This window comes from Hymenobacter cavernae (assembly GCF_014641455.1).
Lineage (GTDB): Bacteria > Bacteroidota > Bacteroidia > Cytophagales > Hymenobacteraceae > Hymenobacter > Hymenobacter cavernae.
Map to the genome: position 1 here is coordinate 58,248 of NZ_BMHT01000007.1, position 17,964 is coordinate 76,211.

10 protein-coding genes are annotated in these 17,964 nt (G+C 58.3%); 2 read left to right on the forward strand and 8 right to left on the reverse strand.

Annotated elements, in window-relative coordinates:
* Positions 1-59 precede the first annotated feature (59 nt).
* From IEX74_RS18340 to IEX74_RS18360, 5 genes are all read right to left on the reverse strand, one after another.
* Positions 60-950: a M48 family metalloprotease gene (locus IEX74_RS18340; protein WP_188815487.1), complete on the reverse strand. Its 891-nt coding sequence runs from the start codon at positions 948-950 to the stop codon at positions 60-62.
* Between the two features lie 272 nt (positions 951-1,222).
* On the reverse strand, positions 1,223-3,007 hold the full coding sequence (locus IEX74_RS18345) for an ABC transporter ATP-binding protein (RefSeq protein ID WP_188815488.1): 1,785 nt from the start codon (positions 3,005-3,007) through the stop codon (positions 1,223-1,225).
* A gap of 384 nt (positions 3,008-3,391) precedes the next feature.
* Positions 3,392-4,846, reverse strand: coding sequence for an efflux transporter outer membrane subunit (locus IEX74_RS18350; protein ID WP_188815489.1), 1,455 nt, complete (start codon positions 4,844-4,846; stop codon positions 3,392-3,394).
* A gap of 309 nt (positions 4,847-5,155) precedes the next feature.
* The gene (locus IEX74_RS18355) at positions 5,156-6,373 is read right to left on the reverse strand and encodes an efflux RND transporter periplasmic adaptor subunit (protein ID WP_188815490.1); all 1,218 of its coding nucleotides are present in this window, start codon (positions 6,371-6,373) and stop codon (positions 5,156-5,158) included.
* 99 nt (positions 6,374-6,472) lie between these two features.
* Complete coding sequence (locus IEX74_RS18360) at positions 6,473-9,823, reverse strand: efflux RND transporter permease subunit (RefSeq protein WP_188815491.1); 3,351 nt, start codon at positions 9,821-9,823, stop codon at positions 6,473-6,475.
* A gap of 391 nt (positions 9,824-10,214) precedes the next feature.
* Between IEX74_RS18360 and IEX74_RS18365 the strand changes: the two genes are divergently transcribed.
* Positions 10,215-11,171, forward strand: a complete 957-nt coding sequence (locus IEX74_RS18365) for a bifunctional helix-turn-helix transcriptional regulator/GNAT family N-acetyltransferase (protein ID WP_188815492.1) — start codon at positions 10,215-10,217, stop codon at positions 11,169-11,171.
* Between the two features lie 147 nt (positions 11,172-11,318).
* A complete protein-coding gene (locus tag IEX74_RS18370) occupies positions 11,319-11,693 on the forward strand; it encodes a spore germination protein GerW family protein (RefSeq protein ID WP_229755365.1) in 375 nt (124 codons plus the stop codon).
* Positions 11,694-11,714: 21 nt separating this feature from the next.
* Here the strand turns inward: IEX74_RS18370 and IEX74_RS18375 are convergent, their stop codons facing one another.
* From IEX74_RS18375 to IEX74_RS18385, 3 genes are all read right to left on the reverse strand, one after another.
* The gene (locus IEX74_RS18375; RefSeq protein WP_188815493.1) at positions 11,715-13,385 is read right to left on the reverse strand and encodes an MFS transporter; all 1,671 of its coding nucleotides are present in this window, start codon (positions 13,383-13,385) and stop codon (positions 11,715-11,717) included.
* Between the two features lie 252 nt (positions 13,386-13,637).
* Positions 13,638-16,319, reverse strand: coding sequence for a PA14 domain-containing protein (locus IEX74_RS18380; RefSeq protein WP_188815494.1), 2,682 nt, complete (start codon positions 16,317-16,319; stop codon positions 13,638-13,640).
* Between the two features lie 623 nt (positions 16,320-16,942).
* A complete protein-coding gene (locus tag IEX74_RS18385) occupies positions 16,943-17,611 on the reverse strand; it encodes a hypothetical protein (protein WP_188815495.1) in 669 nt (222 codons plus the stop codon).
* Positions 17,612-17,964: the final 353 nt, after the last annotated feature.

Sequence of the window (17,964 nt, forward strand, 5' to 3'; positions counted from 1 at the left end):
GCAAAAAGGCCGGTTCCTTTTGGGAAGGAACCGGCCTTTTTACTTGGAGTAAGCTGGGGTTAGGAAGGGTCGGAAACCTGGCCGATCTGCTGACCGCGGTTGTTGTACACGCCGCCTTCTGCACTCACATAGAGCCGCCGCTCCTGGCCGTCTACCAGGATGTAGGGGAAGGAGCGGCTGTTGGAGCGCGTCAGCTTGCCGACGACCTGGGCCGTGCGGGAGTTTTGCTGCAACCGCACCACACTCAGCTTGTTAGTGAGGTAATACAGCTCGTCGGGGCTGTCGTGAAACGTGATTCTGCCGACCACGCTCACCGGGCTGGCCGAGGTTTGGGTAATCGGAGCCGGAGCCTGAATCGGGCGGCTGGCAATAGCCACCGGCGCCGACGAAGGAGCCGCCGTGCGGGTGCTGGCTACAATCTGGTCGTTGGCGCGTTTCCAGCCGTCGCCGATGGCTTTCAGGCGCGGGGCCTGGCTAGGGTGAGTGGCCGAAGCCCCTTCATCCGACACAACGGCCATAGCCGTTTGCGCCTGGGCCAAGCTGGCACCCATCTTGCGGAGCACAAAGCCCGAAAACTCGTCGGCTTCCAGCTCGTCGCTGGGGTTGCTGCCACCCGATTGCAGGGTATGGCCGTTGAGGTGGTGGCCCATCTCGTGGGCCAGAATGCTGATACCGGCCCAGTCGGTGTGGCCAGCGCGGTTCACGGCCGCCACAAACTGAGGATTGTAAAGCAAGTAGCGCTTGCCGCCGTACACGACGGCCGCAGCGTTTTGAACGTCCGTTGTGGCCCGCAGTTCAAAGCGAGGCTTCAGGCCGACCACATCCGTGATTTCACGCAGAATGTCGCGGGTGCTGGTCGTGGTTTGTGCCACGGCCATGGTGCCCGTCAGGAAGAGCCAGCCGGCAAGCAACAGGCCTGCACAGCGGCGGAAGATGCGGTTGGTTTTCATGAATATTTCCTTGGTTAGCTGGACGAAACAAAGACAAAAATCCTGCCGGAAGCGGGTTCTCTGCCAGTTTGCCCGTGTAGCTTTATAACGTAGAATAAGTATGTTTTAGTGCCTGAGCTCGTCTGATACTTAGCCTGTTTTACGCCTGTCGTCCTGAGGAACGAAGGACCTAATGCCAGTTCAACGAGTCGTTGTCACGATGGTCGTTGAACTGGCATTAGGTCCTTCGTTCCTCAGGACGACAGGCGGGTTCCGGAAATTACAAAGAGGTGCTAGGCCAGCTGCGGGGCTACCAGGGCCGCCGGCCGCTCGCCGATCTGCTGCCGCCACATGGCATAATATAAGCCCTTCTGCGCCAGCAGTTCCTCGTGGCGGCCTTGCTCGGCGATGTGGCCGCGCTCCAGCACGAAGATGCGGTCGGCGTGCAGGATGGTGCTCAGGCGGTGCGCAATGAGAATGGTGATGTGCTGGCGCGAGCCCGACAGTTCGCGCACCGTCCGCCCGATTTCCTCTTCCGTGAGCGAGTCGAGGGCGGACGTGGCTTCATCGAACACGAGCAGCGTGGGTTTGCGCAACAAGGCGCGGGCAATGCTCAGGCGCTGTTTCTCGCCACCCGATACTTTCACGCCGCCCTCGCCAATGATGGTATCCAGACCTAGGGGTGCACGGGCCAGAAGCGTGTCGGCAGCGGCTTGGCGCAGGGCGGCCAGGCATTCCTCATCGGTGGCTTGCGGCGCTACGAAGCGCAGGTTCTCGCGGATGGTGCCGGCGAAAAGCTGCGTATCCTGGGTCACGAAGCCAATCTGCTCGCGCAGCGTATCCAGATCGAGCTGGGTGCCGGGAATGTTGTTGTACAGAATCTGGCCGCTGGCGGGCGGGTAAAGGCCAACCAGCAGCTTCACCAGTGTCGTTTTGCCCGAGCCGGACGGGCCCACAAAAGCAATCGTCTCACCTAGCTTCGTGGTGAAGGTAATGCCATCCAAGGCCGGCAGGCTGGCCGAAAGGTGCTGAAAGCGAACCTGCTGAAAACCTAGAGTCTGAATCTGGTTGATAACCTGCGGATGCGCTGGCTTCACTTCCTTGGGCGTGTCGAGAATCTGCTGGTAATTGGCCAGCGAAGCTTCCGTTTCGCGGTACACGTTGATGATGGTACCCATCTCCTGCAAAGGCCCGAAAATGGCAAACGAGTAGATAAAGAAGGAAAAGAACTCGCCGACGGAAATAACCTTCTGCACCACCAGAAACAGCAGCATCAGCAGAATGATGTTGCGCATCAGGTTCACGAAAGTGCCCTGTACAAACGACAACGAGCGTAGGTAGCGCACCTTTTTCAGCTCCAGCTTCAGAATCTTGCTGGTGGTGTTGTTCAGGCGCAGCGTTTCCTGCTGAGCCAGGCCTAGGCTTTTGATCAGCTCGATGTTGCGCAGACTTTCGGTGGTAGAGCCGGCCAGCGCCGTGGTTTCAGCCACAATAGTTTTCTGAATGACCTTGATGCGCTTACTCAGCACCAGGCTCAGGGAACCTAGGAGCGGAATTGTGAGGAAGTACACCGCCGCAATAGGCCAGTACACGCTGATGGCGTACCACGTCACGAAGATGATGCCCACCAGCGAAATGAACAGCACATTGACGAAGCTCTGAATCAGCTTCTCGACATCGGTGCGCACTTTCTGGAGCTTGCCTAAGGTTTCGCCAGAACGTTGATCTTCAAAAACCTGGTACGGCAACTCCAGGGAGTGGCGCAAACCGTCGGAATACAGCTCAGCCCCCAGGCGCTGGGTGATGACGTTGGTGTAGTAGTCCTGAAAGTTCTTGGCAATGCGCGACACCATCGCGACGCCCATCGCTTTGAGAATCAGGATGCCGGCGCCCATTGTCATGAACTGCCAGAAGCCAGGCCGCACGGTGCTCCCCAGCGTAGGCGTGACGTAGCGGTCGATAATCTGCCGCAGAATGTAAGGGTCGAGCAGGGAAAAAATCTGGTTGATGGCCGCCAGCAACAGGGCCAGCGCCAGCAAGCCCCAGTAGTTGCGCAGGTAGCTGTAGAGGAGTTTCATGAGAAGGGGAGGGCAGTTCAAGGAAGATAAGCACCTAGCCTAGGCATAAGTTTCGACAATCGTAGGAACGCGCTACGGCGCGTTCTCGCCAGAACAGCCAGGGGCGTACCAATAACAGCCAGAACGTCATTTCGACCAACGGGAGAAATCTCGCGGGCTGACACCAGAACGTCATTCCGAGCCTTGCGAGGAATCTCGCGTGCAGTAGTAACTCCAATCGGCAGGGTTTACCATTGCAGTAGAGATGCTTCGACCAGCTCTGCATGACGTTCAACTTCAGCACGCGAGATTTCTCCCGTTGGTCGAAATGACGTTCAGGTTGGATACTTACCTACCTGCTTCGTTCTGGCGAGAACGCGCCGTGGCGCGTTCCTACAGTCGTTTTTACTCCCAGCCCCCGCCTAGGGCTTTAACAAGATTAACGGAGTAGCGGAGCTGATCAGCCTGGGTTTGCACCACGAGGCGCGCCGCTTCAAGTGTTTGGCGGTCAGCATCTACTACTTCGAAGTAGTTGGTCAGGCCGCGGTTGTACCGTTCGCGGGTGAGCAGCCCAGCTAGCCGCGCCGAGCGCAAAGCTCGCTGCTGCGCTTCGAGTTGAGCAGCGCTTTGCTGCACATCCGCTAAGGATGTTTCCACTTCCTGAAAGGCGGTGAGCGCCGACTGCTGGTAGTTGGCCGTCGCGGTGTTAAAACGCGCCTCGGCTAACTGCTGGTTGGAGCGCAAGCGCCCCCCGTTGAAAATCGGAATAGCCAGGCTGCCACCTAGGTAATAGGTGTAGCTGTCATTGAGGCGCATGATTTCGCCGAGCTGCGCGCTCTGCGGACCTACGTAACCGTTGAGCAGCACCGTCGGCCGCCGCGCCAGGCGGGCCGCATCAATGCGGGCATCAGAGGCAGCCAGCTGGCGCTCAGCGCGCTGCAAATCGGGGCGACGGGCGAGCAGAGTGGCCGGCACAGAGGTCGGAACGGTGGGCGCAGCGAGCACTGTAGGGCGCGGAGCCACTGTGAAGCTGCTGGCTGGCTGGCCACACACAGTAGCCAAAGCTGCCACGTAGCCGGCCCGCTGGCGTTGCACTTCCACCCGGCTAGCGTCCACGTTGGCTAGTTCCGTTTCAGCGCGGCGCACCCCGATTTCGTTATCAACCCCTGCTTTGAAGCGTGACTGTACCAGCTGCAAGTTCTGCACCCTAGCTTGGCGGGTGCTGTCGAGCACACCTAGGTCGGCGTCGAGCCCGCGGATGGTAAAGTAGTAGCTGGCCGCGTCGGCGGTAAGCGTGAGCTGCACCACGCGCAGGTCCGCTTCGGCCGCTTGCTGGTCCGTCTCGGCGGCGCGCACGTTGCTGCGGATGCGGCCCCACACGTCCAGCTCGTAGTTGACGTTTATGGGAATGTAAAACTGCTGCTGACTAATGCCGATAACCGTAGCATTAGGAAACTGCACCGGCCGCAGCGCCGACAAGTGGCTCTTGTACACCGAAGGGTTCACGGTCACTTCGGGCGTGCGGTAAGAAGTGGCATTGCGCACCGTAGCCCGCGCCTCTTCCACCCGCGACACGGCCGCGCGGGCGTTGAAGTTGCTGGCCAAAGCCTGCTGCTCCAATGTGTTCAGGTCGGGGTCGTTATAGAGCGTCCACCATGAAGGAGCCTGGGGCGCCTGATTGACAGGCGTTGGCGTGGTAGGCGCGGGCGTTGGGCTGGCTGGCTGCGGAGGCGTCGCAGGGTTCGTAATAGGAGCAGAACTATTGTTTTTCCACTGCGTTGGCGTCGCTACTTCCGGTGCTTTGTAGTGCGAGGTTGTCGCGCAACCAACCAGCCACAGCCAGCCGATATTGAATCCCAAACGACGAAAAAGAGAACTGGAACTCTTCAAAAACTTCATGCGAAGTGGTGAAAGCTAGGTAGGGGAAAGAAATAAGGATAATTGATAGTGAGATAGTTGTATGATCGTCTGTCATCCTGAGCGCAACGCAGTGGAGCATTCCGCGCATCAAGCGGCGTGACCTCCCTCTGATTAGCGAAAAGCCCTATTAAAAGTCCCAACTCACTTATCACCCAAACCTAGGTTAAGAGAGTTTTAGGGCTGCGTTAAACGTTGGTGCTTCTCAGAGTGAGGTCCTTCACTCTGCTTCGCGCCGTTCAGGATGACAGCTTAATGAGCATCCGCTACCGGCGACGACACCCTGGGTTGATCGGGGTCGTAGGGGCGCTGGGGAGCGGCGGGTTTGGCGGGGCCTTCGGGTTTCTTGGGGGCTTCGGCTACTTTGGTTTGCACAAGCTGGCCTTCTTCCAGGGTTTCGGCGGGGTTAATCACCAGCAGCTCGTGGCCTTGCAAGCCTTTTGTTACTTCCAGCTGCGCGCCGAAGTCGCGGCCGGGAACGATGGGCTGGTAATGCACTTTCTTATCCTGAATTACGACGACCTGCGGATTGGTACCGCCGGGTACCAGCGAATTTGCCGAGATGATAACGCTAGGTGCTGTGCGAATCAGCTTGAAGCGCACCTGAGCAAACATACCCGGCAGCAGCTTCTGGTCGCGGTTCGGGATTTTTACCTCCGTGCGCATGGTGCGGGTGGAGGTGTTCAGGGCGCCCGCCGTGCGCGACACGATGCCTTCAAACTTGCGGTCAGGATATTCGGGCACCAGCACGTCGGTGTGCATGCCCACTTTGATGCTCGGCACAAAGTTCTGCGGCACTTCCACGAAGGCGCGAATCGTGTCAGTTTGCTCGATCTTGAACAGCTGCGCGCCCTCGGCCGTGTTGGGCGATACCAGGGAGCCGACTTCCACATTCCGCTGCGTCACGATGCCGTTGAAGGGGGCAATTACCTGACGAAAAGCCTGTTGCGCAATCAGGCGCTGCACGCCAGCGCGTTGGGCTGCGTACTGCGCTTGGCTTACGTCCAGCTCCTGCTTCGAAATGGCGCCGGGCAGCTCCACGCTTTGCAGACGGCTGTAGCTGGTTTGGGCCAAACCTAGGTTGGCGCGGGCCTCGGCAATCTGCTGGTCTAGCTCGGGGGTGGAAATCACGGCCATCAGCTGGCCTTTCCGTACCCGCGTGCCGATGTCGGTGCGCCACGATTTCACGAAGCCGTTGGCCTGGGCAAACACAAAGGTTTCGCGGTTGGAGCGGGTGTCGGCGGGAAGCTGCACCTGCGTGGTATCGGGGGCGGGCCTGGCGGCTTGCACCGTCACGATGGGAGCCGCCGTAGCCTCAGTCTGGGCATCTGCTTTCAGGGCTTTCTCGTTGCGTAAGCGCGGCAAAAAACCCACTAGAAACAAGCCGCCGAAGACGAGCAGCACAATGAAAATGGTAATCCAAAACCGGCGTTTGCTGCGCGGCGCGTTGTAATCAGCAGTCGAATCCATAGTTCTTTTTCGGGGTTCCCGCAGAGGAGCGCGGAGGTTTCGCGGAGGTTCGCAGAGAACGACCTCTGCGAACCTCTGCAGCACTCTGCGGGAAATAAATTAATGCACTAACTCCGCCGGCTGCTCTTCAACCGGCTTTTCTTCCTGCTTTTTCAGGTAGCTAAACATGATGGGCACGAAGAACAACGTCGTGACAGTGGCGAGCATGATGCCGCCAATTACGGCGCGACCTAGGGGCGCGTTCTGCTCGCCACCCTCACCCAGGCCCAGCGACATCGGCAGCAGACCAATAGTCATCGCCAAGGCCGTCATCAGCACCGGACGCAGACGGGTATAACCAGCATCCAAGGCGGCATCCAGCGGCGACAAATCCGGCTCTTCCTCGCGGCGCTCATTGGCAAACGTCACCAGCAGAATACTGTTGGCCGTGGCCACGCCGATGCACATGATGGCACCCATGAGCGAAGGCACGCTGAAGGTCGTTTGGGTTACAAACAGCATCCACAGGATGCCCGACATGGCGCCCGGCAGCGCGGTGATGATGATGAACGGATCAAGCCACGACTGGAAGTTTACCACCATCAGCATATAAACCAGGATGATAGCGCCAATCAAACCGATACCTAGGCCGATGAACGACGTGCGCATGCTGTCCACCTGACCGCGAATCGTGATGGTCGTGCCTTTGGGTAGGTTTTTCTCCGTTTCGGCGATGATCTTGCGAATGTCGGTGCTCACGCCACCTAGGTCGCGGCCTTCCACGCTGGCGTACACATCCACCACGCGCTGAATGTTGTAGTTGCTAGCTACGGCCGTGGTTTTGGTGCGGCGTAGCACGGCGAAGTTGCTCAGCAGCTGAGTTTCGTTTTGGGTGGCGCTGGTTACCCCAATGTTTTGCAGCTCGTCCAGCGAAGCTAGGTTGCGCGTGGGCGTTTGCACGGCCACGGTGTAGTTCACGCCGTTTTGTGGGTTCAGCCACTGGTTGGGGTTGGTCTGGGTGCTGGAGCTGAGGTTGACGAGCACGTTGTTGGCGATGTCGCGCTGCGACAAGCCAGCTTGCTGCGCCCGCAAACGGTCCACATCCAGGCGAATCTGGGGCTGGTCGAAGGCCTGATACACGAAAGCATCAACCACGCCTTCCACGCCGGCAATCTGATCTTTCAGCTTGGTGGCAATCTTCTGGTTAGCCTCTTTGTTGCGGCCCACTACCTGAATATCAATAGGAGCGGGCAGGCCGAAGTTCAGGGTCTGGTTTACGATATCGGCGGCCTGGAAGAACACAATCAGGTCGGGTTGCTGCTGTTTCAGGCGGCGCCGAATCTCGGTGATGTACTCGGCCGTTGGGCCGTGGTCTTCCTTCATCGCCACCAGAATCTCGCCGTCGCCAGCGCCAATCGTTGGGTTGTCGCTCAGAATCAGGTTGATCGGCACAACGGGAAGGCCAATGTTATCCATCACGAGGTCTAGCTCATCCGCCGGAATAACCTCGCGAATCACCTTTTCGACCTGAGCAAAGCGGCGCTCGGTTTCCTCAACCCGCGTACCGGTAGGAACCCGGATGTGCAGGCGCATCTGCCCGGCGTCAACTTTCGGGAAGAAGTTCTGTCCGATAAACGGATACAGGCAGCCCGAGCACACAAACAGCACGGCAAAGCACGTCACGACGGTGCGGCGGTGGTGCAGGGACCACGCCAGCGCACTCCGGTAACTCTCCCGGAACTTCTCAAAACCGTGGTCGAAGGCTTTGTGCACGCGCCACACCCAGCTGCGCTCAATGCCTTCGGAGGCGCGGCGCTCCGCATCGGTGATGGGCAGCTCGTCGTCGTCCTCCGCTGTCATGCTGGCATGCTGCTTCTCGTAGTTTTCGCGTAGCAGCTGCTCCAGGCGGGCTTCCTGAGGTGTTATCGGATGATCGTCGCGCACTTCCGAGCTAGGTAGGTGCGCGCCACCTTCTTTGTGATAAATCGGCAGCTCCTTGCGAAGCAGGTACATCACCATCGTGGGCACCAGCGTCCGGGAGAGGAGGTAAGAGGCTAGCATAGCGAAGATTACGGCCATTGCCAGTGGGGCAAAGATGGACGAAGCCGCGCCCGCCAGGAAGAACACCGGCACGAACACGATACAAATAGCGAGGGTCGCGACCAGGGCCGGCGTAGCAATCTGTTGGGCACCGTCGAGGATCGAGCGTTTCAGCCCTTTCTTCATGCCCATGTTGCGGTGAATGTTCTCGATTTCCACCGTCGCGTCGTCCACCAGAATGCCCACAGCCAGCGACAGGCCGCTCAGCGTCATGATGTTAAGCGTCTGACCTAGCAGCTTCATCACGATGATGCTGACCAGAATCGACAGCGGAATAGACAGCGCAATGATGAGCGTAGAGCGCCACGAACCTAGGAACAGCAGAATCATCAGACCCGTAAGAGCCGCTGCGATGCAAGCTTCCGTGACAACGCCTTTAATAGAGGCCTTCACGAAGAACGATTGGTCGAACAACAGCTTGATGTTCAGGCCAGCGGGCGCTGAGGCTTCAATCTTGGGCAGCTGCTGCTTTACTCGCTCAATAATATCGAGCGTGCTGGCCGCACCGGTTTTCAGAATCGGAATGATGGCCGTGCGGCGGCCGTTTTGGCGCACGATGTTCTGCTGCACCGCGAAGCCTTCGTGCACAAAGGCCACGTCGCGGATGTAGATCGTTTGGCCATTCACCTGCTTGATAGGCAAGTCGTTGAGCGTCGCAATAGCTTCGGGGCTGCTGTTGAGCTTTACGTCGTATTCGCGGTTGCCGATTTTGGCCGTACCGGCGGGCAGCGTGAGGTTTTGCGAGGTAAGCGCATTCACCACGTCGTTGGCCGAAAGGCCCCGACCCGCCAGCGCGTCCGGGTTCAGGTCCACCATGATCTGCTTGGGCTTACCGCCGTTTGGTTGGAGCACCGAAGCGCCCTGCACTACGGCCAAACCCGGCCGGATAAACGCATTACCCGCGTCGTACAAGTCCGACTCACCTAGGTTGTCGGAGCTCAGGCTGGTTTGCGCAATCGGCACGTTGGAGGCCGAGTAGCGGATGATGAGCGGCGGTGTGATGCCGGGCGGCAGCACGCGCAGCAGCGTCTGGGTAATAGCAGTGAGCTGGGCTACGCCGGCTTCCACGTTGGTGCCCGGCTGGAAAAACACCTTGATCAACCCGACGCCTTTCAGCGACTGCGACTCGATGTGCTCGATGTTGCTAACCGTGGTGGTGAAAGCGCGCTCGTTGATGACCACGATGCGCTGGTTCATCTCCTCGGGGCTGATGCCGGAATACGTCCAGACCACGCCCACCACGGGAATGTTGATTTCCGGAAAAATATCGACCGCCATGTTGCGGATGGTCATGATGCCGCCCAGTAAGATCAGCAACGACATGACCACAAAGGTATAAGGGCGCGAAAGCGCCAATCGAACTATCCACATAAATCAGAATACAGAAGTGGCTTCGACCAAAGGTCCACCGTGGCGGATGAGGGAAGTATGAAATGGGGACTTGCTGCCGCAGGGCAGCAGAGTGGGCGTCCGTTGGTGCTAATCACCTTTCCGTGTATAGACATTCTTCTGCTTGAAAAGGACGCATCTGGCAGGAAAAAAAATGACTGTTCGTGCGGCGCACAACCACGTTGAGCTTCTTCAACTGCCTGGCTCTGCTATTGTTAGAATCACCGGATGATTTTAGGCTGCTGCAAAGCCGGTGCGGCGGGCCATGAACTACGGGTAAGACATTTGCTGGTATCAGGTGGCTATAACCAACGCTTGAGCATAAAAGTGACGCAAATTAGTAAGTGCTTACGTAATTATTTAAATTTGTTTCATGAATCTGTTTGATGAGTTAGGGCCCGCTGTGCTGGGAAGTCGGCTGCGCCGGCTGAGCGAGGTGATGACCAACCAGGCATCGGACGTGTACGCCCTCTACCAGGAGGTGCCGTTTGAGCCGCGCTGGTTTCCCGTTTTCTATACGGTCGCTGCGCAGCCGGGGCTGCACGTGGGCGATATTGCCGAGCGGATTGGTCAGACGCACGCGGCTGTCAGCCAAGTGGTTAAAGACTTAGCGAAGCACGAGCTGGTGAGCGTGCAGCGGGGCGAGGCCGACCAGCGCCGCAGCGTAATTACGCTCACCGATGAAGGCGCGAAGCTGTGGCCAACGTTGCAGCAGCAAATTGCCGATGTGCGGCAAGCCAATGAGGCATTATTAGCCGAAACCCGGCACAACCTTTTGCTAGCTATTGAAGAAATGGAATACGCCTTATCGCGCCAAAACCTAGGTGCCCGCGTGAAAGCCGTGCGCGACGCCCGCGTGGCCGGGGAAATCCGGCTGCTGGACTATCAGCCGCAGTACCAGGTAGATTTCAAGCGCCTGAATATCGAGTGGATCGAGCAGTACTTCCGGGTGGAAGAGGCCGACCTGAAAGCCCTCGACCACCCCAACGAGTACATCTTGCAGCGCGGCGGCCGCATTCTGCTGGCGGAGTATCAGGGCCAGATTGTGGGGGCGTGCGCGCTGCTGAAGATGGACGATGACACTTACGAGCTAGCCAAAATGGCCGTTTCGCCTACAGCGCAAGGGCTCGGCATTGGTTTCCGTCTGGGTCAGGCTGCCATCGACAAAGCGCGCAACCTAGGTGCGCGCCGCCTGTATCTGGAAAGCAACACCAAGCTGACGCCGGCCATCAATCTCTACCATAAGCTAGGTTTTGAAAAAACCGTGGCGGGCCAGCCCTCGCCGTATGAGCGCTGCAACATCCAGATGGAGCTGCTGCTTACCGACTAATAGCGTGTTTGCTTTATTTGTAGTGCGGACTTTGTAGTTCGTGAACAAAATGACCAGGCGCGGACTACAAAGTCCGCGCTACAGAATTACTTCCATTTGCCGCTGGCGCACGGCCAGGCGTCTTTCCACTATTCTCAACCTGCCTTTATGAGTGCTTCGCCCGACCCGCAGCCAATGCTGAATCGTTTTCTCGACCAATTTGTCCACGCCGCCGGAACGCGCGCGGTCTTCGGGGAACCGGTGGTGCTGCCCTACGCTACCGTTGTGCCCGTGGCCAAAGTAATCTGGGGCGTGGGCGCGGGGTTTGGTGGGGGCGGCCGCACACAGGCCCCCGATAAAGCCGACGCTACCGGCAGTGGCGGCGGCTACGGCGGCGGCGCCAGAGCCTACCCGGTTGGCGTACTCGATATTCGCCCCAAGCGGACCCGTTTCATCACGACGCCGAGTGCTACGCGGCAGGTGCTGCTGGGCGTGGTGCTGGGCGTGGCACTCACGCAGCTGCTGAAGCTCAGCAGCAAGTAGCAGAATTTGCCAACCTAGGTTCTAGGGCAACGCTTCCGTGGGCGTGTTCAGAATAGCGGGCGAGGGCGGGGCATACGATTGCGCAATCATGTGCGTCACTTTCGGCAACTCGGGGCCGCGGTGAAATTTGCGGGCCTGCGCCAGCAGCGCGGCTTCCTCGGTGCCTAAGCCGCGCTCGTGCTGCTCCTCGTGTTCGGCCCACGAATCGACCACGAAGTATTCCATGATTCGTTCCGGGTCGGCCAGGTCGGCGTAGAGGCCGACGCGCATGGCACCTTCGCGCCGGCGGATGCGGCTGAGCTGCCGCATAACGGCCGTGAAGGCAGGTAAATCCTGCTGGGCAACGCGGTAGGAAATCGTCACCAGCACGGGGCCGTCGTTTTCAGTGGGCTCGTACACGATGGTCGGCTCGGCCCAGTGCTGCGCAATGGTGAAGTCGAGGTTTTCGCCGTTGCGTAGCGAGAAGCGGAACACCAGCAGCAAGGTTAGCAGCATCCAAATGGCGGAGGCTATCAGGGCGACGGGCAAGCCAAACTCATCGGCCACGGCGCCCCAGGTGGCACTGCCCAGGGCCATACCGCCCTGGAAAACAAAGATGTATACACCCAGGATGCGGGCCTGCACCCAATTCGGCACGACAGTCTGAATAGCGACGTTGAAGCTGTTTTGGCTCAGCATCCAGGCCGCGCCGCCAATGATGAGTAGTCCGTACAGCGCCCAAAGCGGTACGTGCTGCGCAAAAGCCAGCCCCAGGCTGACCACCGCAAACAGCACCGCCGCCAGATTCACCCGCCAGTCGATGCCGAAGGCGCGATTCAGGCGCGGCAGCAGCAGGGCCGTGACCACCGCGCCGCCGCCCATGCACGAGAGCAGCGCCGAGTACACGCCCCCACCTAGGTGCAGCAGCTTATCGACCACCGGCGAGAGCAGCGCAAACACGATGCTGGCCCCGAAAGTGTAGGCAAAGGCCCGCACCAGAATGTTCTGCACCGGCGGCGAGAAGCGGGCGTAGCGCACCCCGCCGCGCAGTGCCGCCAGAATCCGCTCCCCATCCAAACCCGAAAAAGCTAGCCCTTGGTTTTCCCGCTTCCAGGTGTACACCATGTAAATAGTAGCCAGGAAGGACAGCCCATTCAGCAGGAAGGCAAAGCCCGGCGACGAATACGCTACCACCAGTCCGCCCAGGGCCGGCCCCAGCGCCCGCGCCAGATTAAAGCTGATGCTGTTCAGGGTAATAGCGCCTGGCAGCAGGGGCCTGGGTACCAGTTCCGGCGTAGTAGCTCGCCACACAGGGTTGTTCAGAGCCCCACCTATATCGAGCAGAAACGTCAGAAACAGCAGGCCCCACGGCGACATGTGCCCGAGCAGCGTAGCGGCCGCCAGCACCATCGCCACGATGCCCATCCAGGCCTGGGTGAACAGCAGAAACCGGCGCCGGTCGACCAGGTCGGCGAGGGCGCCGGCGGGCAGGCTGAGCAGGAAGATGGGCAGGGCCGAAGCCGTCTGCATGAGCGCCACCAGCACCGTGGAAGTGGTCAGGTGGGTCATAAGCCACACAGCGCCCACGTTCTGCATCCAGGTGCCGATGTTCGACACAAACGACGCAATCCAGAGCATCCGGAAAAACTTCACCCGCAGCGGCGCCCACGGCGAAACGGGCGGCGCAGGAGCTAGGGTAGAGGACTCGGGCATGAGGAGAGGAGCTAGGGTAGGGAGCAAGGAGCTAGGAGGCTACGGATAAATTCGTCTTCCAGTTCTCAGCTCCTGCCGTCGCCGCTATCAAATTCCTCCGAATGCGCTAAACAGAAAAACGCCCGGAGAACCACTGGCAGATGCCGTAGTTTTCCGGGCGTTTTTACCTCTGCTAATAAGTTGCGCAGCTAGCTCACTCCTGAATAGATGGGCAACTAGAAGCTAGGTTGCCGCACGCTGCTCCCGATACGCCTAGGGTAGCAGCTGCAAGCGCCGATACGTCACGTTGTCCCCGCAAATCAGCTTGCAGATATACATGCCCGGCTCTTGCTTGCTGCCGTCAAACGTGACTTGGTTTACTTTGCCGGCTAGTGTATTGCCCGCGAACAGCTTTTTCACGAGTATTCCCTGCATAGAGTAAACTTCTAGCACGGCGTAGCCTCCCTTGGGCGCCACGTACTCGATGGTGGAAGTGCCGGGAGAAGGGTTCGGGTAGATGAACAGCGCCTTGTCTTCGTCCGTTCGGCTTGCCGAAGCCGTTGGAGCCGTGCCTGCGGTGCTGCCGGGCACAAAGGGCATCAGGTGGGCGCCGGCGATAGGCCGTTGCAGAGAGTTGTCGGGCAGCTGCCAGCCCACGGAGAGGTGGTCCTCACCGGCGCCTTCTTTGTGCAGAGCCTCAATGTAGTACCGATGCCCAGTCAGCAAGCGCACCACCTTCGACTTCTGGGAGGCGTAGCGGCCGTAGTCGCCTGGGGCGGTGTACTCGGGCACGAAAGCTAGCTTTTGCTTGTGCGTGGGGTCATCATCCGTGCTCAGCCACAGCTCGGCCTGGTTGTCGCCGGCAATGTAGAACACATAGTCGCCGTCGGCGGGCGGGCACACGTAGCCGCGCAGGCGCTGCGCATAACGGTCGCCGGCATTCACGGGCGTGGCAAAGCTGCTAACCTGGCTGACCTGGCTGGGCGTGCTGGCGAGCGGAATATCAGTAATCAGGTCACCCGGTACGTTCGCCCAGTACTCGCGCCGAATGCTGCCCGTATTTGTGCAGCTCACGGGTGGCACCACGGGCGCCTTCGAGAATGGCACCAAATGGTTGCCGGCAATAGGCCGTTGCAGAGAATTGTCGGGCAGGCGCCAGCCCACGGAAAGGTGGTCGTCGCCTTCGCCTTCTTTGTGCAGAGCCTCAATGTAGTAGCGCTGGCCCGTCAGCAGCTGCACGGGGGCGGATTGCTGGGAGGCGTAGCGGCCATAGTCGCCTGGGGCGGTGTACTCGGGCACGAAAGCTAGCTTTTGCTTGTGCGTGGGGTCATCATCCGTGCTCAGCCACAGCTCGGCCTGGTTGTCGCCGGCAATGTAGAACACATAGTCGCCGTCGGCGGGCGGGCACACATAGCCGCGCAGGCGCTCGGCGTAGTGGTCGGCCATGTTCACGGGCGTGGCAAAGCTGTTAAGCTCGGTGAGCTGCGTGGGCGTGCTGGCAAGCGGAATATCGGTAATCAGGTCGCCCGTCACGTTGGCCCAATACTCGCGCAGGATGCTGCCCACGTCGGCGCAGGACGAAGTCGTGGGAGGAGTCGAGGGTAGAATATTCACCAGGAATGGCCCCACTACGCTTTCGGTGGCTACTTCGGTGCCCGTTGTCACAACCACGTTGCGGAAACCTGTCACGGCTGAGACGTCAATCTGGATTTCTGCCTTCAGTCGCGTTGCGCTCAGCGCCTGCGTGTTCAGCACCAGGATGCCGGGACCTAGGTTCAAAACCGAGCTGTTGGTGAAGTGGGTGTTAATTCCGTCTATGTTCACCGTCAGGCGCTGCCCCTGAGCGCCGGCCGCGGGCGAGATGGCCAAAATAGTGGGCGCCGAGGGAGCCATCGTCACCTGTACCAAGCCCTCGCCGACGGCCGTTTCGGTTCCTTCGGGCAGCGTCGTGGTGGCTGTCAGGTTTTTGAAGCCTACTGTGGCGCTGGGCTGCACCGTAATGCGGACTTCCAGCCGCAAGGGCGACACCACCCGGACGCTGTCGACCCGAATGCCCGCATCGTTGAACGTGACCGTGGTGCTGGGATTGAAGTTGGTTTTGGTGCCCGTCACGACCAGCGTGAGTGAGCTGTTCAGCGGCACCCGATCGGGCTGCACCAGGGAAATAGCGGCCGAGAGCCCGCCGGAAATGATACCGTAGCCAATGCTCTCGTAGCGGGCGCGCCCCTCGGCGGTGCCATTATTGATTTCCGGCACGTAGGCGAAAACGCCCCCGGTTTCGGCAGCCAGCGCTGAGAAAGCCTCCAGTGCAGTATAGTTGACGGCCGCCGCCTGACTGACGCGCGCGCCGCCGGTAGTACTGCCATTGGGGTCGTGGTTGTCGGAAAAGGGCGTGGGCTCCTCGGTCGGGCTGGCTGTCAGCTGAGCCGTTGCTACGGCCCGGCTCGCCACCGGTGTGCAGTCGCCCGACAGAATGGTGCTGATGCTGATGGTCCGCGCACTGGCGCGGGCGATGGTGCCCGGCAGGTCGACGCCGGCGTGCGGCGCAGCATCTGTCGCGACGAAAACGGTGCCATTATCCTTCACGTTTTCGAGCACGGCGCCGATGGCTTCCACCGAAGCCTCCGGGCAGTCGCCGCCCCCGGAGGCTACCAGCGCCGCGACTTGCTGCCGGATCACGGTCAGGTCGGTGGTGGGCTGGCGGGGATTGGGCGCATCCTTGAAGGTGATGAGCTGATAGACATACCCGCAGCCGCTGGCAGACGTGGATAAGGCAGTGATTTTACGCTGTACTATGTTAATAACGCTGCTGATTTCCTCACTCATGCTGCCTGTATCGTCAATAACGAAGGCAATATCAACCGGCCGGTTTTTCCCATCAACCTCGCCGCCGTTGTGAAATTTAGCCGCTTCGGTCTGGTCTACTTCCGTCATGCCCAGTCTAGTTTTATGCATTATTGGATTGCCTACGTCGGGTGGACTACCTAAGTCGCCTCGATGGCCTAGACCGCGAGTATGTCCAAACTCATGCACCATTACTTCTCCCATCACCTTATTGTCAGTTTCGGCAGTAAGGATCATTTGTGTCCCCTCTCCTGCGCAGCCATAAGCTGAGGCACCCGGATCTAGCTGGCAGAATGTTTCACCCGAATCGGGCATCATGGCGGTTACTACTTTAACAGTAAAACCAGTTGTTGCGATGGTAGCGGCAAGTACTGCGTCAAATTCCGCTTTGGTATTTATTACATCTAACCCATCCCCAATAAGCCCAAATGCGCCGATTGTTCCTGTACCTGCGGGTACAAACGACACCATCGTTGCAACGTCTTGTTCAGCGGTAACAGCATTATCACACTTTTGTAAAATACTGGTTCCGTAAATCAAAGCGGCGCTAGCATTTGCAGCTGTGAAGCCGTTAGTATCAGGATGTTTTAAAAAAGTAAATCTGTGTTTATGTTTATCAGAAGATGGATCAATGTGTCCTTGTGCAGAAGCCGATCTTGTAGTGCAAAAAAACACGAGAATTATTGTTGTAATAATTCTCAATGATATAAAAGAGCGAATAAACATTTTCATAGCTATTTACGGTTAAGAGTTTTTTCTACTCCGCGTGCTTGTATAGCACTATTGCGAGAAATTGCCTCGTCAACGTTATCCACCCAATCGCTTCGCAAATCCTTGCTTTTTCTTAGATCTGACAGGGCCCGATTAGCTTCCGGCTTGCCACTAACGCCCAAGCCCTGAATGGCTTGGCGAGCCAATACTTCACTCAAGGCTTCGTTGCGGTAACGGGAGAAGGAGAAGTGTAAATCCTTAGTTTTCCAGCTATCTAAGCTTAAGTAGTCTTCTAGCGCTTTCAGCGCTTGCTTGTCGCTGTCTTTTCTTGCTATGTGCCCTAAGGATTGGAATACATACAAGACGGCCCTGAACGTCTCCACGGAAATTTCCCCCTGCTGGCTGTCTACAAATTGCACTAACGGCTTAGTCGCCTTGGAAGAACCTATGTAGCCGAGTACAATGACGATATTCATCCAGCTTTTTTGATAAACAGGATCTTTTAGCATTGCTGCCAATACAGGAACATCTTGGCTACTGTATTTCTCTGCTTCATTTGCTGGTATCCCATGTATATAGAACTGGGTAACAAATTCGCGGATACTAACCTCTTCCTTTCGCTGCGCTTGGGCATCAGCACCTAGTAACTGCAGAATATAGAAAAAGGGAAAGAGTAAAACGATTTTCTTCATGATGAATAAGGATAAGAGTGAGATGGATGAGGCGGACTATTACAAGTAATTTTCCTGGGGGACCTACTGGCCTGTTTTTCTGAGGAAACGGCTAAAAAGTATAATTGCCATGCTTCTACATTGCTAAAGAATCATGGGGACGACTAGGCAGAATATAGAGCGTGAGTAGGTTAGGTGCCGGCCGCACGAAGCGGGGTTGGGAGTAGAAGGTCGCTTGGCTTGTAACCGAAAAGATGAGAACAAGGAAAAGATTTTCAGATAATTATGCATCAGTGTTGCCACTGAATACCAGGTGTAGCTAATGGAAGGCGCAGAAAAGCAGGCGCCACCTAGTTTTGCGACTGCTACTGATC

Bases quoted from the DNA above. Each gene is read 5' to 3' on its own strand.
- IEX74_RS18375 (WP_188815493.1), bottom strand. From the start codon at position 13,385: ATGCCCGAGTCCTCTACCCTAGCTCCTGCGCCGCCCGTTTCGCCGTGG.
- IEX74_RS18370 (WP_229755365.1), top strand. From the start codon at position 11,319: ATGAGTGCTTCGCCCGACCCGCAGCCAATGCTGAATCGTTTTCTCGAC.
- IEX74_RS18365 (WP_188815492.1), top strand. From the start codon at position 10,215: ATGAATCTGTTTGATGAGTTAGGGCCCGCTGTGCTGGGAAGTCGGCTG.
- IEX74_RS18385 (WP_188815495.1), bottom strand. From the start codon at position 17,611: ATGAAGAAAATCGTTTTACTCTTTCCCTTTTTCTATATTCTGCAGTTA.
- IEX74_RS18360 (WP_188815491.1), bottom strand. From the start codon at position 9,823: ATGTGGATAGTTCGATTGGCGCTTTCGCGCCCTTATACCTTTGTGGTC.
- IEX74_RS18340 (WP_188815487.1), bottom strand. From the start codon at position 950: ATGAAAACCAACCGCATCTTCCGCCGCTGTGCAGGCCTGTTGCTTGCC.
- IEX74_RS18345 (WP_188815488.1), bottom strand. From the start codon at position 3,007: ATGAAACTCCTCTACAGCTACCTGCGCAACTACTGGGGCTTGCTGGCG.
- IEX74_RS18355 (WP_188815490.1), bottom strand. From the start codon at position 6,373: ATGGATTCGACTGCTGATTACAACGCGCCGCGCAGCAAACGCCGGTTT.
- IEX74_RS18380 (WP_188815494.1), bottom strand. From the start codon at position 16,319: ATGCATAAAACTAGACTGGGCATGACGGAAGTAGACCAGACCGAAGCG.